We start from the raw sequence: 16,605 nt of genomic DNA, 5'->3' as shown, positions 1-16,605 counted from the left end.
TTATGCTCAGCAGTTGGGCTTATGCTCATTGGTGGATTTTAATATAAAGTCACATCCAATGCTCATAATGCTTTTCTACACACTCACACTAAACACTACACAACACGAAGAGCTTATTATGTTAAAAAATAAAAATACAAAATTCGCAATCTCACTATTAACAGCTGCAATGGCTACCTCTATGTCAGCTCAAGCTGATGTTTCTGACTACTTAGACCGCGTTGATGTCGACTTTTTATTAATGCAAAATTTCCAGTCTATTCAAGCAAAAGAGGGGGCGTTTCGTCCTGAAGATGAAGTACAAGAATCTGGATTTGGCCGTGTAAGAGCAAATTTACAGCTTAAATTTCATATTAACGAATTTATTACAGCTGATATTGATATAGCTGAAGAGCCAAATGATTTTGGTGGCGGCGACCGAGATTTTTCATTTCATAATGACTTTGCCGGTGTTGAGTTTGATTTATTTGGCCTTTATGGAACACCAAAAGAAGATGAGAATCTGACCCTTAGGCTTGGTAACATTGGTGCATCACCGTTTCAATTCAAAGGATTCCAAGATGGAGCAGATAACCAAGGTAATGCATTAATTGGTAACGGAATAACTGATTACGCTACAGCTGAAAACGGCGCGCAACTTAGTTATACAAAGAATTACGACAGCGGTTTTCTTCGCTCATACAATGTGGCTGGCCATATAACAACCTCAAGCTTTGGCGAAGCATTCCAAGAAGACCGTGGTTACAATTACCGTTTACAAGGCACATTAGAATTTGAAGGCGGTTTCAAAGCGGGTTTAAATCTTTTCAAAGCCAATCAAGGCGATCAGTTAAACTTTGAAAATGGTGTAGCTAGTTTAGACGGAGTAACTACAACAAACTATCGTTTTGGCGATGGTGAAAACTATAACTTTTCTGCCTCACCATCAAATGAACGTGACACGCACGTAGGTGCAATGCCCGGACTTGAGCAGTCAATCATACAACTAAATCTAGCATACCAACCATCTGACGAAACAAGTTTAGTGTTCATGGTTGGTAAATCATCAGATGATTACACATTTGCAGATGCTGCGGGTAATGCAGTTGCAGGAATTACATACTTTGGTACCGATGGAGTAGCCGACGCTAATGGCACAACGTACGATTCAAACAGTGTGATCAAAGGTGATACATCAGTAGAATATTTTGTTTTTGAAGCACAACAATACCTTATCCCTAAACAGTTATATGTAGCAGCTCGTTATTCAGAAGCAGAAAATACATCTGATTTAATTGAGCAAACAGACAATACAGTAGAGCGTATTCAAGTTGCTGCGGGCTACTGGTTTAACGATAAAACGTTATTAAAAGTGGAATATGTAAATCAAGAAGAAGGCGTTAACTCTGCAGGCCAAATAGGCGCTGGTTTTGACGGTTTCACATCTGAGATTTCAGTTAAATTTTAACTTATATTCAGCAACTTAGTACTTAATATTCACGTAATTAAAGCTATTTTAATTAACTTTTTTAAGTACAAGTGCACCTTTTATTGTTTGAGATAAGGTATTTAAAATGAAAAATAAATTATTAATGCTTGCCTGTGGCATCATGGCAATGAGCAACGCTTACGCAAAAGAAACAATTACAATTGCTACTGTTAATAATGGTGACATGATCACCATGAAAGAACTAAGCAATGAATTCACCAGCCAAAACCCAGATATAGATTTGAAGTGGGTAACACTTGAAGAAAATATTTTACGCCAGCGTGTAACAACAGACGTGGCCACAAAAGGCGGTCAGTATGATGTTATGACCATCGGTACTTATGAAGTACCAATTTGGGGCAAACAGAACTGGTTAACAGAGTTAGATAACCTTGGCAAAAATTACGATTTAGATGATTTACTACCCGCTATTCGAAGCGGCCTTACCGTTAACGATAAGCTATACGCCGCTCCTTTCTATGGCGAAAGCTCAATGGTTATGTACCGTACTGATTTAATGGCAAAAGCTGGGTTAACCATGCCTAAAGCACCGTCTTGGGACTTTATTAGAAAAGCAGCAAAAGCGATGACCAGTAAAGAGGATGGCGTTTATGGTATGTGTTTGCGTGGTAAAGCCGGTTGGGGAGAAAATATTGCGCTTATTACATCAATGGCTAACTCATTCGGTGCACGTTGGTTTGACGAAAACTGGAAGCCTCAGTTTAATACACCTGAATGGGAAAAAACTCTTCAGTACTATGTTGATGTTATGAATGAATCAGGTCCTGCTGGTTCGTCAGCTAATGGCTTTAACGAAAATCTAGCATTATTTCAAACCGGTAAGTGTGGTATATGGATTGATGCAACAGTAGCTGGCGCATTTGTTACAAACAAAACAGATTCTGAAGTAGCCGATAAAGTTGGTTTTGCACTCGCACCAGACAACGGACTAGGTAAACGTGGTAATTGGTTATGGTCGTGGACACTAGCCATTCCTTCAAGCAGTAAAAAACAAGACTCTGCAATGAAATTTATCAGCTGGGCAACATCTAAAGAATATACTCAACTTGTAGCCGATAAAAAAGGCTGGGCAAAAGTGCCACCGGGTACTCGTAAATCTTTATACAGTAACTCTAAGTATATGGAAGCAGCGCCTTTTGCTCAAATAACATTAGATTCAATCGAAACCGCAGATCCTAAAAACCCAACCGTAAAACCTGTTCCTTATGTTGGTATTCAGTTTGTTGCTATTCCGGAGTTTCAAGGGATAGGAACAGCAGTAGGGCAACAATTTTCAGCCGCTTTAACTGGGCAAATGACCGTTAAACAAGCGTTAAGCTCATCTCAACGTTTAGTTGAAAGAGCCATGCGTAAAGCCCGTTACCCTAAGTAGTATCAATTATAGGTGGGCAAGCTCTTAACTTGCCCTGTATTTTATGTCAGTTCTATTTATGATTTTACATATTATTAAGGGTTTCTGATTTTCACTTAATAGTGAGTAAATAGAATTGGCTTTTTTAAGGTCACCGTTATGGCAACAACTAACTCGCGTACGCTTGCTCGGTTCATGCTTCTTCCTAGCGTAACATTGTTACTCGCTTGGATGATTGTTCCGCTGTGTATGACATTGTATTTTTCATTCATTGATTACAATTTATTGGTTCCTGGAGATAAAGAATTTGTAGGTTTTTTAAACTATGAGTTTTTTCTAACTGATCCAGCGTTTTTTGAATCTTTTTTTAACACGCTTTATTTAGTTACTGGCGTGTTACTCATTACCATTTGTGGTGGTATAGGTTTGGCTATTTTATTAGACCAAGCAATATGGGGACGTAATTACGTTCGTATAATGGTACTTGCGCCATTTTTTGTTATGCCAACGGTTTCAGCCTTAGTGTGGAAAAACATGCTTATGAACCCTGTAAATGGTTTGTTTGCTCACTTTGCAATTTGGTTAGGTTTTGAGCCAATAGACTTTTTTGCTCAAATGCCATTATTTTCAATTATTATAATTGTGTCTTGGCAGTGGTTACCATTTGCAGCACTGATTTTGCTTACAGCTATTCAATCACTAGACCGCGAACAATTAGAAGCTGCTGATTTAGATGGCGCAGGCCCATTTAGTAAGTTTTTCTATATTGTTTTACCTCATTTATCTCGCGCTGTGACTGCGGTGATATTAATTGAAACCATCTTTTTACTCTCTATATTTGCTGAAATATTGGTTACAACAAGCGGTGGACCAGGTTATTCATCAACAAATATTACTTATTTAATTTATACCCAATCATTACTGCAATTTGATGTAGGTGGTGGTTCGGCAGGTGGCATTGTTGCCGTGATCATTGCAAATATAGTAGCAATATTTTTAATGCGCTTAATTGGCAAAAACTTGGAGGGGTAAAATGAGTATTAAAAATAACACACGTTCAACACTTATTTATACCATAGCGGCATGGACAGTCAGTTCAATGATTTTCTTCCCTATTTTATGGACGTTGATCACAAGTTTTAAAACAGAATCTGAGGCTATATCAGCTACACCCACTTTGTTTGCATTCGAGTGGACGCTAATAAATTACTCAGATGTATTATCACGCTCACCATACTTTACGCATTTTTGGAATTCGGTTGTTATTTCATTAGGGTCAAGTTTATTAGGTTTATTAATCGCTGTTCCGGCTGCATGGTCTATGGCTTTTGTGCAAAGTAAAAAAACAAAAAATTTACTAATGTGGATGCTTTCGACCAAAATGCTACCGCCGGTAGGGGTGCTAATACCTATTTACTTATTATTTCGCGACTTCGGTTTACTCGATACAAAACTAGGTTTAGTTATCGTGATGACCCTTATAAATTTACCAATTATGATCTGGATGCTTTATACCTATTTCAGAGAAATACCGGGTGAAATATTAGAAGCTTCACGCATGGATGGTGCAACAATTGGCGAAGAAATATTTCATGTATTACTGCCTATAGCCTTACCTGGCATTGCTTCAACATTATTGTTAAATGTAATTTTAGCCTGGAACGAGGCATTTTGGACTCTGATATTAACCGCAGCAAATGCTGCACCATTAACTGCATTTATAGCCAGTTATTCAAGCCCTGAAGGGTTATTTTACGCCAAATTATCGGCAGCATCTGCCATGGCCATTGTGCCAATTTTAATTCTTGGTTGGTTTAGTCAAAAACAATTAGTGCGCGGCTTAAGCTTTGGCGCAGTAAAGTAGGAGAACACACATGGGCAGCATCACACTAAAACAAGTCACTAAAAACTTTGACGACGTAAACGTTATTAAACCGTTAGATTTAGAAATTAAAGACGGTGAATTTATTGTTTTTGTTGGGCCATCAGGCTGTGGTAAATCAACATTACTACGTATGATTGCGGGGCTTGAAGACACAACAAGCGGAAATATTGAAATAGACGGGCAAGATGCAACACATACACCACCTGCTAAAAGAGGCTTAGCAATGGTGTTCCAATCTTACGCGTTGTACCCACATATGAGCGTTCGCAATAACATTGCTTTTCCACTTAAGCGCGCTAAAGTAAGCGCTGCAGAAATAGAAACTAAAATCGCTAACGCCGCTAAAATTCTTAATTTAACTGATTATCTAGATCGAAAACCAGGACAGCTATCAGGTGGTCAACGTCAACGAGTAGCAATAGGGCGCGCAATTGTTAGACAACCCTCTGCGTTTTTATTCGATGAGCCACTATCAAATTTAGATGCTTCATTGCGTGTAAATATGCGTCTTGAAATTTCAGAGCTGCATAAAAGTTTAGCCACTACAATGATCTATGTAACTCACGACCAAGTTGAAGCAATGACAATGGCCGACAGAATTGCCGTATTTAATGGCGGTATTATCGAGCAAGTAGGTACGCCATTGGAACTTTATCAACACCCAGTAAATAAATTTGTTGCCGGTTTTATTGGTTCACCAAAAATGAACTTTATTGATGTACCAAATGGTGACACTAATGGAGCGTCAAGCTTAGGTGTTCGTCCAGAGCACTTTATAATATCGCAAGATACAGGCACGTGGTCAGGTAAAGTAGGGGTAATTGAGCACTTAGGGTCTGAGAGTTTTTTACATGTAACACTTACAAATGGCAGCACAGTGACCGTAAAAGCTGACGGTGATTGCTCGCTCCAATACGGTGACTCTGTATTTTTAACTGCGCAAGAAAATAAGGTACACAGGTTTGATAAAAACGGGGTAACGATTAAAGCTAGCAACTAAGTTTGAAAGCAATAGAGCCAATACCTTATTTAGTCATAATTAACTTTAAGGTATTGGTTATTAGCTCATTATTGGCTTCGGCATTATATAAATAAATGATATATTTGCCTTAAAGCATAAGTTTGAAGCCATTAATAATATCAAACACAAGTTACTCCTTAATTACAGAGGTTTAAGTGGCAAAATTATCGAACACAGAAATAAGAAAACTTGATGATGCAGCAAGAGCGGGGTGGTTATATTATGTCGCCGGCCAAACTCAAGACGAAATAGCGAAAAAGCTTAATGTATCTCGTCAGTCAGCGCAGCGAATGGTTGCTTTATCAGTTAGCCAAGGCCTAATAAAAGTAAGACTCGATCACCCCATTGCCAAATGTATGGATTTAGCAGAAAAATTAAAAAGCCGATTTGGTTTAGCATCATGTGAAGTGGTACCAAGCGATCCTTCTGAACCATCATCTACAGTTGGACTTGCACAAGCTGGTGCCGCTGAGATACAGCGCCATTTGAAATCAGAAACGCCAAAAGTATTAGCAATGGGAACAGGGAGAGTTTTGCGTGCTATTGTTGATGAACTACCAATACTTGATTGCCCACAACATAAAATAGTGGCTATGTTAGGTAACATGGCGTTAGATGGTTCGGCTTCGCCTTACGATGTTGTAGTTAGAATGGCTGAACACACTAATGCAAAACATTATCCGATGCCATTGCCAGTTTTACCGCGCAGTATTGAAGAAAAAAACCAACTTCATGCACAACATAATATAACTGCGAACCTGAAGCTTGCTAAAAATGCAGACGTAACTTTTGTTGGCATTGGTAGTTTAGGTGAAAAGTCACCATTACACATAGATGGTTTTGTTGACGCTGATGAATTAAAAGAGCTTCAAGACTTAGGCGCCGTTGGCGAAATGATCAGCTGGGTTTACGATAAAAATGGTAAATTGCTAGATTGCACTGTAAACCAACGCGTTGCGAGTACGCCATTAGTAACAAATGAAAACAAACAAATTTATGCAATAGCTGCAGGTGAAGAAAAAGTGTTGGCTATACTAGGCGCAGTAAGATCAAATATGATTAGTGGTTTAATCACTAACGAATATACCGCAGAACGTTTACTCAGCATTGATTGAGTTATTTGAAAATTGCATTGTGTATTACAAAATTTTTATAGCGAACAAAACGACCTAATGTCCGATACCGTCTAGTATTGGACATAATAAGAGTGCATTTATGCGCTCTTATCAAATAACATTCAACTACCTATAATTTATATTATGTTAAATGTGGTGTTTTAATTACTTAGTAAGGTAAAGTGCTTATCTATTTAACGTATAAAATGCTCTATTTCACTATTATTTATTTTAAATCATGATTAGCCGCATAAATTTATACCGCTAATCATGTAGATATTTTAATTACAGCCTAATTCACTTGCTAAACCAAATACGGATGATTCTATAGTTTGTGCCTGATTACTCGTTAAATTAGGTAAAACATTAATGCCAGTTCTACTTTCAACTTCATCAATACTTACTTGGGTATTACAAAAATTATCTCTGCGGCCAGCACTTTGCTGCATAATAAATGCTGATGCTTTAATGGTGTTACCAGATTGCTTCATTACAATTTTAAAATAACCACTTGGTATAGTATGGTTTTCATTTGCTCGTGGTAAATCTGCAAAGTAATATTCGTACATTGGACCAGTAACTACATATAAGTTATTTCCATCATCAACATGATTTCTTACCGCTGTTTCAAGCCTAACCCATGGCCCTTGGTTTAATGCTGAAGATTGTGGTGTAATATTAGAAAGCAAATTTGTTAAACGCCAATCAGCTGTATTACTAAAAGATGCCAATGGAACCTGATGCCCTCGGTCAGTATTAATTGTTGCATATGCATCGGTATAATCACTCGGCTCAAGCGTATAATGGGAATATAAATCAGGGTCTGATTTCCAACTTCTTGATCTTGATGGTCCGCTCATTGTATTGGGCGTTACTTGGTATGCTACCCAGTCTGCAAATTTTGTGTAACGGTTATTTTTTAAAGTATAAATACTACGTTCAATTGTTTTACCGTTGTTTAATCCTGTTGGACAACCTTCTAAGCAATTGGCAGCATTGGCAGTTGAAGCTAGTAGTAAGCTTGTTAAGGTAAGTGATATGTTTATAAATGATTTCATTGTTGTTTTATCCTGTATAAATGAGGATAAAAACCTAACAAGTTTATGTTACAGATATATTTAACTTTATTCATATATTCAATAAGTTAATTGCATACATGTATATTTAGCACTTAAGTATTGTGTTTAATTGTTAATTTATTCGTTCTAGTTAATCGGTTAATAAAAAGGTAATAAGCACCCTACCAATAGTTATTTATGCATTTTAAATAAATCCTAGGCATAAAAAAACGCAGGCAAATGCCTGCGTTTTATAATTTAATAAAATATTATTAATGAAGTGCCGCTGTAAATGGAATGCTTTTACAAATTTCAGCCTCAGCAACTAATAACTCTTCTAAACGCACGTCTACTTCTTCTTTGTCAAAGTATTCGTAGGCTAGCTCTACAAATAAGTTTTTGTGCTTTTCTTCTGATTTAGCAATGGCTACATAAAACTCTTTTTCTTTACCTTCAGGTAATGCTTGCGCAACTAATGAAAAACGTTCGTGCCCACGAGCTTCAATTACACCGCCAACTAATAACCTATCCATTAAAAAGCCATCACGTCCGTGTCTAAATAAAGCACGAATTTGCTTTATGTACGGATCTTTTTGGTCATCACCCAGTGTTGTGTCGCGTTCAGTTAATAGCTTAAGTACTTGTTTAAAATGAATAAGCTCTTCAAGGGCTAAATCGGTCATTGCTTTTACAAGTTTACGCTTGTCTGGGTAATGCGAAAGCATTGAAATAGCCATGCCTGATGCTTTTTTTTCAGCAGCCGCATGATCTTGCAAAAAGGTGTTAAAGTCGGCAAGTACAGCCTCGGTCCATTCAAATGGCGTTTGGTATTTTAATTCAAACATAATAAATACTACTTAAAAAATAATGCGGGAATTTTAACGTATTTGAAAATAAAAATCTCGCAATAGGTTTTAGTAAAGCAATGCTCTTAAGGCTTAATTTAGATAATTACAGTTGAGAGGTGTAAGGTAAATGTTTATCTATGCGCCCTTTTGCTGTCGACTCTATTTTTAACGGGTGTTTAATATCGTTCCATGCGGTGACTTTTCCGCCCATATTCATTTTATCAAAATCAGTTTTATCACTTTGTATGTTCAAAAAATCACATACTTTTTGATAACTCCCCGCCTTTGCAATATCAATCGATAAAAAGTCAGCTTGTTTTTTTTCAAAATAATACTGTGCAGCATTTAGGTGACGCTTGTAACAGTCTGCTAAGTAACTATCATCACTAATGTTTTCGAGAGATAAATTAGAAAAAACATCTAAGTAACACCGTTTTATATGAATATTAAAACCGCCATCTGTACGTGTTAAATTAGTATGCATACGTGTGAGTAATTGCCTAATGGATGGCAACCAAACATCAATTTCTCTTTCCAAATATATAAACTTAGACCCTGGGTAATGCTTATCAAGCATTTTATAATCAGTAAATATGGGGGTGTCGGCAATAGCTTGTGCATTGTCAAAACTAGCTTTTGTGTATGCTGTGTGTGCAGTGGATAATCCTAATTCTAGTAGTGCGTGGCACACACTAGTTGTGCCAGTTCTCGGTAAGCCTATTACAAATATTTTAGTCATGTACTGTACTTTAATTAGCTATTACGAGTGAGTAATAAAACAAACGCGCTTATTATCATAACCAGAAAAGTAGCTACAGTCCCTATTTGACGATACTTTAAGTTTTTTTCTACTATACCTAGGTTATGAAAAAATCGACCAATTAACAAAGATGCGCCTAAAAGGTGACAATAATGACTGGCTAGACCTTGGTATTCAGCTAAAAATAATAAAATAACGGCAAAAGGTACATATTCCATAAAGTTTGCATGTGCTCTAATTGCACGTTGTAAAACTGAATTACCGTTATCACCTAATGATATTTGCTCTGCTCTGCGAACTTTTATGACATTAAAGCTTAAATAAATATAAAAAAAAGCGAGTAATGCAGCATATGTTGAAATAATCACAGTGTGTTCCTATTAGTTTTTTTAAACGCATTAAGTATGGGCAGTGTTAAGCTGTGCAGATAATAACATATAAATTAACGGCTTTATCACAAGTTTAAAGTTCAACTATGATAAGGTGATAGCCATATTTTATACGCAATCATAGGGATTATATGTTTGTTCCTCGCAAAGTGGCCGATAGTTATCGTGAAATGATAAACAGCATTGGCTTTTACCCTTCTGTGCTTTCTGTTGGTTTTTTGTTTTTTGCCATCATTACAATGTCGGTTGAATATTTAGCCCCTGTTGAGCAGTTGAAGTCTTTTATCTCAGTGGTTTTGGTTGATAGCGCAGAAAATGCGCGAACAATTTTAAGTACGCTAGCAGGTAGTATTATCTCATTAACTGTATTTAGTTTTTCTATGGTTATGGTGGTTTTAAACTCTGCTAGTGCGAGTCTATCGCCTCGCGTTGTGCCTGGTTTAATTACTAGGAAGTCTCATCAAATGGTGCTCGGCTTTTACTTAGGCAGTATCATTTACTCTATTATCATGCTTATAAATATTAATAAGTTAGAAGGCGGCAGCACTGCAATTCCGTCTATAGGTGTTTTATTTGCTTTAATTTTTGGCTTGATTTCATTAGGGTTATTTGTATTTTTTATTCATTCTATTTCACGCGCTATCCAAGTCGATAATGTCCTCAATGGTTTGTTTAGCCAGACTAAAAAAGAAATTAAAGCGATCATTAAAAGACAAAAAGAGGCCCCTGTTAGTGAGTTTCCAGATTTTTCAACATGGCACTCCATAAGCAGTAAAACAGAGGGTTATTATAAGGGTGTGCAAACAGATAAACTGTGTGCAATTTTAAAAGAGCACGATATAAACTTATATATTTCTGTTAACCAAGGATATTTTACAGTAAAAGGTTATCCATTTTTAAAATGTAATGTCGATATAACCCACGATGAAGAGCTCTTAGAAAAAATATTAGATTGCTTTATTTTTTATATAGAAGAATACATTAGCGACCACTACCGCTATGGTTTAACACAAATATCTGAAATAGCAGTAAAAGCTATGAGCCCTGGCATTAACGATCCAGGTACCGCTGTTAAATCAATTGATATGCTGAGTATTTTACTGATTGAGCGCCTATCTCTTAACGATATAAATTATTCGTTTAAGCACAGTGAAAAAAAACCGCTTTTATATTTACATGAAACCAGTTTTGATGAGTTACTGCATGATAACTTTTCGCCGCTTCGTCATTATGCAAAAGGTGACGCCTATGTAATGACAAATGTATTAGAAGCATTTAAAAATATTTTATTTGTGGCGCACGATAATGAAAAAGCACGCGAAAGCTTATTTAATTATTTATTCGCTATTGTTGATGACATAAACATGAATGTGACTAACGAGTACGACAGGCGCGAAATTTGTAATATGCTAAATTCCATAACACGCATCAATGAGCAACAAGGTAGTCAATTGGTGGCACGTTTTGAGCACCACCAAAATAATTCCTACTCAATGTAATAAATAGCGTAACTAGATGCTGTTACCTTAATTTCTCCACTGTGATACGCATCCGGTACATAATTACCGGGTGCACTATCCGCCATTACCATTTCTTTTGCACGCATATAGGGCTGAGTTTGAACATTAAGTGGGCTCAACGACGCGCTATATAATCCTTTTAACGAAACATCAAAGTCGTCGCTTAATTCTTTAGCCGCTTTTTTAGCATCTTGTATTGCCATTTTTTGAGCTTTTTTATGAAGCTCGTTATAGTTGCTAGCTAAAAATTGGGTATTGTTAATTTGGTTTATGCCGTTATTAACCAAACTTTGTAATAACGTAGGGTATTTACTTATATCAGTAAGTTTGACCGTTAGTGTTCGAGTAATTTTGAAACCTATAAATTCTTGCTGTCCAGTTTGGCGGTTGTATTGGGTATTACGGTGTATATTAATTTGCCCTGCATTAATGTCAGTGTCTTTAACGCCTAACGTTTTTACTAATTTGATGGCTTTTGCCATAGTGATATCGGCTTTGTTTTTTGCAGCTATTAGGTCTTTATTTACTTCAGTGATACCCACACTCATTTGTGCATAATCTGGCATGGTGGTAAGTGTCGCTTGCCCTTTCACATATATGTGTGGTGAATCAGGTGTTGAGCTGGCAAAGGCATTCAAACTAAGTGTGCTTAATGCTATGGCGCTGCCGAGAAAAAGTTTTAGTGTGTTCATCATAGAATCCTTTTTGTTTTATACTAATTTGTTTAATTAAGTATGATCGCGGATTTGCATTAGCTCTATTTAAGAGCCTAATGGGTTAACAATAAATGAACAAGCATAAAAAAACAGGCAAGCGCCTGTTTTTTGTTATGTGTTGTAACGCAGGGTTACATAAAATTACTTATACCACTTAAACGCTGCAACGTTTGTAGTTACGGTATTTTGGTAACCAATAATTTTTATCAATGGCTGCCCACAGAGCATCGTCAGAAATTTCCAATGCAACCCCCTCTTCTATCGCTTTTTTAGCAATAGCAAATGCAATGCGTTTACTAAGCGTTTCAATTTCTGTTAATGCTGGTAATAAACTGCCTTTACCGCTGTTTGCTCGCGGTGAAGACTCAGCAAGCATTTCACTCGACACGCTAAGCATGGCATCTGTAATGCGTGTAGCCTTAGCTGCAATAACACCTAAACCAATACCAGGGAAAATATAACTGTTGTTACACTGTGGAATTGGGAAAGTTTCACCATTATATTCAACGGGATCAAACGGGCTACCTGTTGCAACTAATGCTTTGCCATCAGTCCATTTAATGACGTCTTCTGGGTGTGCTTCTACCTGTTTAGACGGGTTACTTAACGGGAAAATTATAGGTTGTTCACACGTTGAATGCATTGCACGAATAACTTGCTCTGTAAACAAACCTGGCTGACCCGATACACCAATAAGTATGTCTGGTTTTGCACAATGCATTACATCTAACAATGACGCGTATTCACCACTGTAAGTCCAATCATTTAGCGCGTCTGTTGGTTGCGCTAAAGCTTGTTGGAAGTCGCGTAGCCCTTCCATGCCATTAGTTAACAGACCAAAACGGTCAACCATAAATACTTGGCTACGAGCTTGCTCTTCAGAGATACCTTCAAATACCATTTGGCTAATAATTTGCTCAGCAATACCACACCCCGCAGAGCCTGCACCAACAAATACAACTTTTTGTTGGCTAAGAGTTGAGCCTTTAACACGACACGCAGCTAATAAAGAGCCAACTGTTACTGATGCAGTGCCTTGAATGTCATCGTTAAAGCTACAAATTTCTTCACGGTAGCGCTTAAGAAGCGGCATAGCATTAGGTTGTGCAAAGTCTTCAAATTGAAGCAATACATTTGGCCAACGGCGTTTGACCGCTTTAATAAATAGATCTAAAAACTCATCGTACTCGTCTTGGGCTATACGTTTATGGCGCGCGCCCATATACATAGGATCATTTAAAAGCTTTTCGTTGTTTGTCCCTACGTCAAGCATAACTGGCAATGTATATGCTGGGCTTATGCCACCACACGCGGTGTACAATGACAATTTACCAATAGGAATACCCATGCCGCCAATACCTTGGTCGCCTAGTCCTAATATACGTTCACCGTCGGTCACAACAATGACTTTTACTTTACCCTTTGTGGCATTACGTAAAATGTCGTCAATTTGGTAACGGTCTTCGTACGAAATAAACAAGCCACGTGCGCTGCGGTAAATATCCGAAAACTTTTCACAGGCATCACCCACTGTAGGGGTGTAAATAATCGGCATCATTTCTTCAAGATGATCGCGCACTAAGCGGTAGTAAAGCGTTTCGTTGTTATCTTGAATGGCACGTAAATAAATGTGCTTATTTAAATTGTCGGTAAAACTTGAGTATTGTTGATAACAACGTTCAACTTGCTCTTCGATGGTTTCAAAGCGTGGAGGAAGTAAACCTGCAAGGTTAAAATTTTCGCGCTCTTTTTTACTAAACGCACTGCCCTTGTTTAGTAATGGCGTTTCAATAAGGCCAGGGCCAGAGTGATGAATATATAAGTAATTAGGATCAGTATTTGTTGTCATATTTCCAGGCTTTAATGGAGTCTTAAGTTATGATCTGTCATTATCAATGCTCAGAATTTAAATGCAATGAACATAGTACTTGTCAGACCATTGAGAATACAAACACGCACATAGGTCGTGTTTGTATTATACATAATTTAAAATTTGAAAGTGGCGTTATTGTTAGTTAAATCAGACAACGCAACACCTTCACGGCGCGGATCGGCTGCGCCATACAGCTTATTATTTTTCACTTCAACGCCATGTAAACCTGAATTTAGGTCTAACACACGCACTTTATGACCACGTGAAGTGAGTGCTGGTGCAAGTGATTCAATAACGGTGCCTTTTTCAAGGCTGGTGTAATCATTACGATTAGTAGTACGCGGCAAGTTAATAGCTTCTTGCACCGATAGATTCCAGTCTAAAACGCCAACAACTACTTGAGCGACGTAGTCAATAATGCGGCTACCACCAGGAGACCCTACAACTAAACGTAAGCTACCATCTTCATTAAAAACCATAACCGGTGACATAGAACTGCGCGGGCGTTTTCCTGGCTCTACACGATTAGCAACTAACTTACCGTTTTTACGAGGAGAAAGTGAGAAATCGGTTAACTGATTATTTAAAATATAACCATTAACCATAACTGTAGAACCAAATGCCATTTCTATTGAGCTGGTCATTGATACTGCATTACCAAAGCTATCAACAATAGAGACATGCGATGTTGAAGGGAGTTCATACGAATCATCTTGTGCATAACTTAAGTAGTTAACGGGGTCGCCGGCAACTGCATGCTGATCTTTTTCGGTTATGAGTGTTGCGCGTGATTTAATGTAGCTTTTGTTTAATAGCGCTTGAGTTGGTACCTCAGTAAAATCTGGGTCACCCATGTATACATTTCTATCGGCAAAGGCAATACGCGACGCTTGGCTGAAGTAGTGAATTGCTTGTTCGCTGTTAGGCTTTAAGGCAGAAATATTTGTATGCTCTAGTAACCCTAGTATTTGTAAAACAGCCACACCGCCACTACTTGGTGGTGCCATAGAACATACGTTATAAACACGGTATTTTATACAAACAGCATCGCGTTCTTTGCTTTTGTATTGTGCAAGGTCTTGCTGAGATAATTTACCGGGTGCAATTTTTGAATTTTGTACCGAACTTACCATTTTTTTTGCGTTTTCACCTTTATAAAACGCATCAATGCCTTCATTAGCAATGGCTTTGTATAAATCAGCAAGCGGCTGGTTTTTTTTAACAGTACCGGCCTCAATGAGTTTACCATTTGGGTAAAAGTATTCATTTATAACTGGCATACTCATAACACCTGGATTTAGCTGGCGAGCTAACAAACCATGTAATCGAGGCGATACAACAAACCCTTGTTCAGCAAGTTCAATAGCCGGTTTAAATAGCTGTTCCCAAGGTAATAAACCATAGTGCTTATGAGCATTTGCAAAGGCATGTAGAACACCGGGTACGCCTACAGAACGACCGCCTACAACGGCTTCAATCCATTTGACAGCTTTGCCATGCTTATTTAAAAATAAATTTTCATTCGCATTTTTAGGGGCCGTTTCTCTTCCATCAAAGCTGGTTAACTTATTATTTTCTTTGTTGTAGTACATCATAAATGTACCGCCACCAATACCCGATGACTGAGGCTCAACAAGTGTTAAAACAAGTTGAGTGGCTATTGCTGCATCAACTGCACTGCCGCCTTTTGCTAATATTTGCTGTCCCGCTTGAGATGCATACGGATTTGCCGCGGCAACCATGTATTTGTCACCTACAACAATCTGCTTAGAACTAATTGATGTGGTAGCTTCTGGTTCGCGAACTTCTACTTTTGTGGGTTCTTTTGACAGCACCGGCAAAGACAGCACACCTAAGCCGATAGCAAATAATGAGTTAAGTTTAAAATGCATAAAAAATACTAAAAACACTTAATTACAATAGGTAATTGGCATCTTAAAGTTAAACGGGCACAATATGCAAAAATTAATACTAAAAAAATACAATAAAATGCTTAATTTACCTATACAGCCTCGTTATATTTTACCACCTTTATTATTGATACTTTTTAGCACTATTTTTGCTGCATTTGATTTAAATAATTTACTAGAATTTAACCGAACATTAGTTAACAAAGGTGAGCTTTGGCGTATTTTTACTAGCCAATTTGTACACGCAAATTGGGCTCATTTGGGGTTAAATATAAGCGGGATTTTTTTAATTTGGTTATTACATGGTGAGTATACTACCCCTACCCGGTACTTTATAAATACAATCACTTTAGCGCTTTGGTGTGGTTTAGGCGTGTATTTTTATTGCCCAGACATACATATCTATACAGGTTTAAGCGCGCTGTTACACGGTGTTATTATTTGGGGCGCAGTAAAAGATATTACACAAGGGCTTAAATCGGGGTATTTATTATTCATCGGTGTGTGGGTAAAAATAGCATATGAGCAATTGAGTGGTCCAAGTGCTGATATTGGCGAGCTTATTAATTCGACCGTTGCAATAGATGCTCATTTAATTGGCGCTATTGGTGGATCATTGTTAGGCATCGAGCTTGTTATTAAATATTATAAAAATAGGGCCGAAGGTTAA

At 37.5% G+C, this 16,605-nt stretch carries 15 protein-coding genes; 8 read left to right on the top strand and 7 right to left on the bottom strand.

Annotated features, from left to right (window positions below; genetic code table 11):
* Window positions 1–118 precede the first annotated feature (118 nt).
* The 6 genes from PMAN_RS06705 to PMAN_RS06680 all read left to right on the top strand — a co-directional run bounded on the left by PMAN_RS06705 (window position 119) and on the right by PMAN_RS06680 (window position 6,861).
* Window positions 119–1,447 (top strand): hypothetical protein, encoded by a 1,329-nt coding sequence (locus tag PMAN_RS06705; RefSeq protein WP_033035459.1) that lies wholly within the window; start codon window positions 119–121, stop codon window positions 1,445–1,447.
* 106 nt (window positions 1,448–1,553) lie between these two features.
* Complete coding sequence (locus PMAN_RS06700; protein WP_010556507.1) at window positions 1,554–2,861, top strand: ABC transporter substrate-binding protein; 1,308 nt, start codon at window positions 1,554–1,556, stop codon at window positions 2,859–2,861.
* A gap of 138 nt (window positions 2,862–2,999) precedes the next feature.
* The gene (locus PMAN_RS06695; RefSeq protein WP_008133013.1) at window positions 3,000–3,872 is read left to right on the top strand and encodes a carbohydrate ABC transporter permease; all 873 of its coding nucleotides are present in this window, start codon (window positions 3,000–3,002) and stop codon (window positions 3,870–3,872) included.
* A gap of 1 nt (window position 3,873) precedes the next feature.
* Complete coding sequence (locus PMAN_RS06690) at window positions 3,874–4,704, top strand: carbohydrate ABC transporter permease (RefSeq protein WP_008133015.1); 831 nt, start codon at window positions 3,874–3,876, stop codon at window positions 4,702–4,704.
* 10 nt (window positions 4,705–4,714) lie between these two features.
* Window positions 4,715–5,725: an ABC transporter ATP-binding protein gene (locus PMAN_RS06685; RefSeq protein WP_010556506.1), complete on the top strand. Its 1,011-nt coding sequence runs from the start codon at window positions 4,715–4,717 to the stop codon at window positions 5,723–5,725.
* 176 nt (window positions 5,726–5,901) lie between these two features.
* A complete protein-coding gene (locus PMAN_RS06680) occupies window positions 5,902–6,861 on the top strand; it encodes a sugar-binding transcriptional regulator (protein ID WP_006792952.1) in 960 nt (319 codons plus the stop codon).
* Window positions 6,862–7,142: 281 nt separating this feature from the next.
* Here PMAN_RS06680 and PMAN_RS06675 read toward each other — a convergent pair whose 3' ends face one another.
* The 4 genes from PMAN_RS06675 to PMAN_RS06660 form a co-directional block, all read right to left on the bottom strand.
* Window positions 7,143–7,919, bottom strand: coding sequence for a DNA/RNA non-specific endonuclease (locus PMAN_RS06675; protein ID WP_010556505.1), 777 nt, complete (start codon window positions 7,917–7,919; stop codon window positions 7,143–7,145).
* 272 nt (window positions 7,920–8,191) lie between these two features.
* Window positions 8,192–8,764, bottom strand: a complete 573-nt coding sequence (locus PMAN_RS06670; protein WP_008133023.1) for a MiaE family protein — start codon at window positions 8,762–8,764, stop codon at window positions 8,192–8,194.
* A 106-nt stretch (window positions 8,765–8,870) separates the two neighbouring features.
* The gene (locus PMAN_RS06665; RefSeq protein ID WP_010556504.1) at window positions 8,871–9,506 is read right to left on the bottom strand and encodes a sulfotransferase; all 636 of its coding nucleotides are present in this window, start codon (window positions 9,504–9,506) and stop codon (window positions 8,871–8,873) included.
* A gap of 14 nt (window positions 9,507–9,520) precedes the next feature.
* Window positions 9,521–9,895 carry an MAPEG family protein gene (locus tag PMAN_RS06660; protein ID WP_006792956.1) on the bottom strand — a complete coding sequence of 125 codons (375 nt, stop codon included), beginning with the start codon at window positions 9,893–9,895 and terminating at the stop codon, window positions 9,521–9,523.
* 152 nt (window positions 9,896–10,047) lie between these two features.
* On the opposite strand from PMAN_RS06660, the gene PMAN_RS06655 reads away from it, so the two are divergent.
* A complete protein-coding gene (locus tag PMAN_RS06655; RefSeq protein WP_010556503.1) occupies window positions 10,048–11,415 on the top strand; it encodes a DUF2254 domain-containing protein in 1,368 nt (455 codons plus the stop codon).
* On the opposite strand, the gene PMAN_RS06650 is transcribed toward PMAN_RS06655, so the two are convergent.
* From PMAN_RS06650 to ggt, 3 genes are all read right to left on the bottom strand, one after another.
* Window positions 11,403–12,128 carry an SIMPL domain-containing protein gene (locus tag PMAN_RS06650; RefSeq protein ID WP_010556502.1) on the bottom strand — a complete coding sequence of 242 codons (726 nt, stop codon included), beginning with the start codon at window positions 12,126–12,128 and terminating at the stop codon, window positions 11,403–11,405. The genes PMAN_RS06655 and PMAN_RS06650 overlap by 13 nt on opposite strands.
* A 178-nt stretch (window positions 12,129–12,306) precedes the next feature.
* Window positions 12,307–14,001, bottom strand: coding sequence for an NAD-dependent malic enzyme (locus tag PMAN_RS06645; RefSeq protein ID WP_008133030.1), 1,695 nt, complete (start codon window positions 13,999–14,001; stop codon window positions 12,307–12,309).
* A gap of 137 nt (window positions 14,002–14,138) precedes the next feature.
* A complete protein-coding gene (ggt, locus tag PMAN_RS06640) occupies window positions 14,139–15,917 on the bottom strand; it encodes a gamma-glutamyltransferase (protein ID WP_010556501.1) in 1,779 nt (592 codons plus the stop codon).
* A 64-nt stretch (window positions 15,918–15,981) separates the two neighbouring features.
* Between ggt and rrtA the strand changes: the two genes are divergently transcribed.
* Window positions 15,982–16,605 (top strand): rhombosortase, encoded by a 624-nt coding sequence (rrtA, locus tag PMAN_RS06635; protein WP_010556500.1) that lies wholly within the window; start codon window positions 15,982–15,984, stop codon window positions 16,603–16,605.

Origin of the sequence: Pseudoalteromonas marina (assembly GCF_000238335.3) — a bacterium.
Classification (GTDB): Bacteria; Pseudomonadota; Gammaproteobacteria; order Enterobacterales; family Alteromonadaceae; genus Pseudoalteromonas; species Pseudoalteromonas marina.
This window is presented reverse-complemented; position numbering and strand designations above follow the sequence as displayed.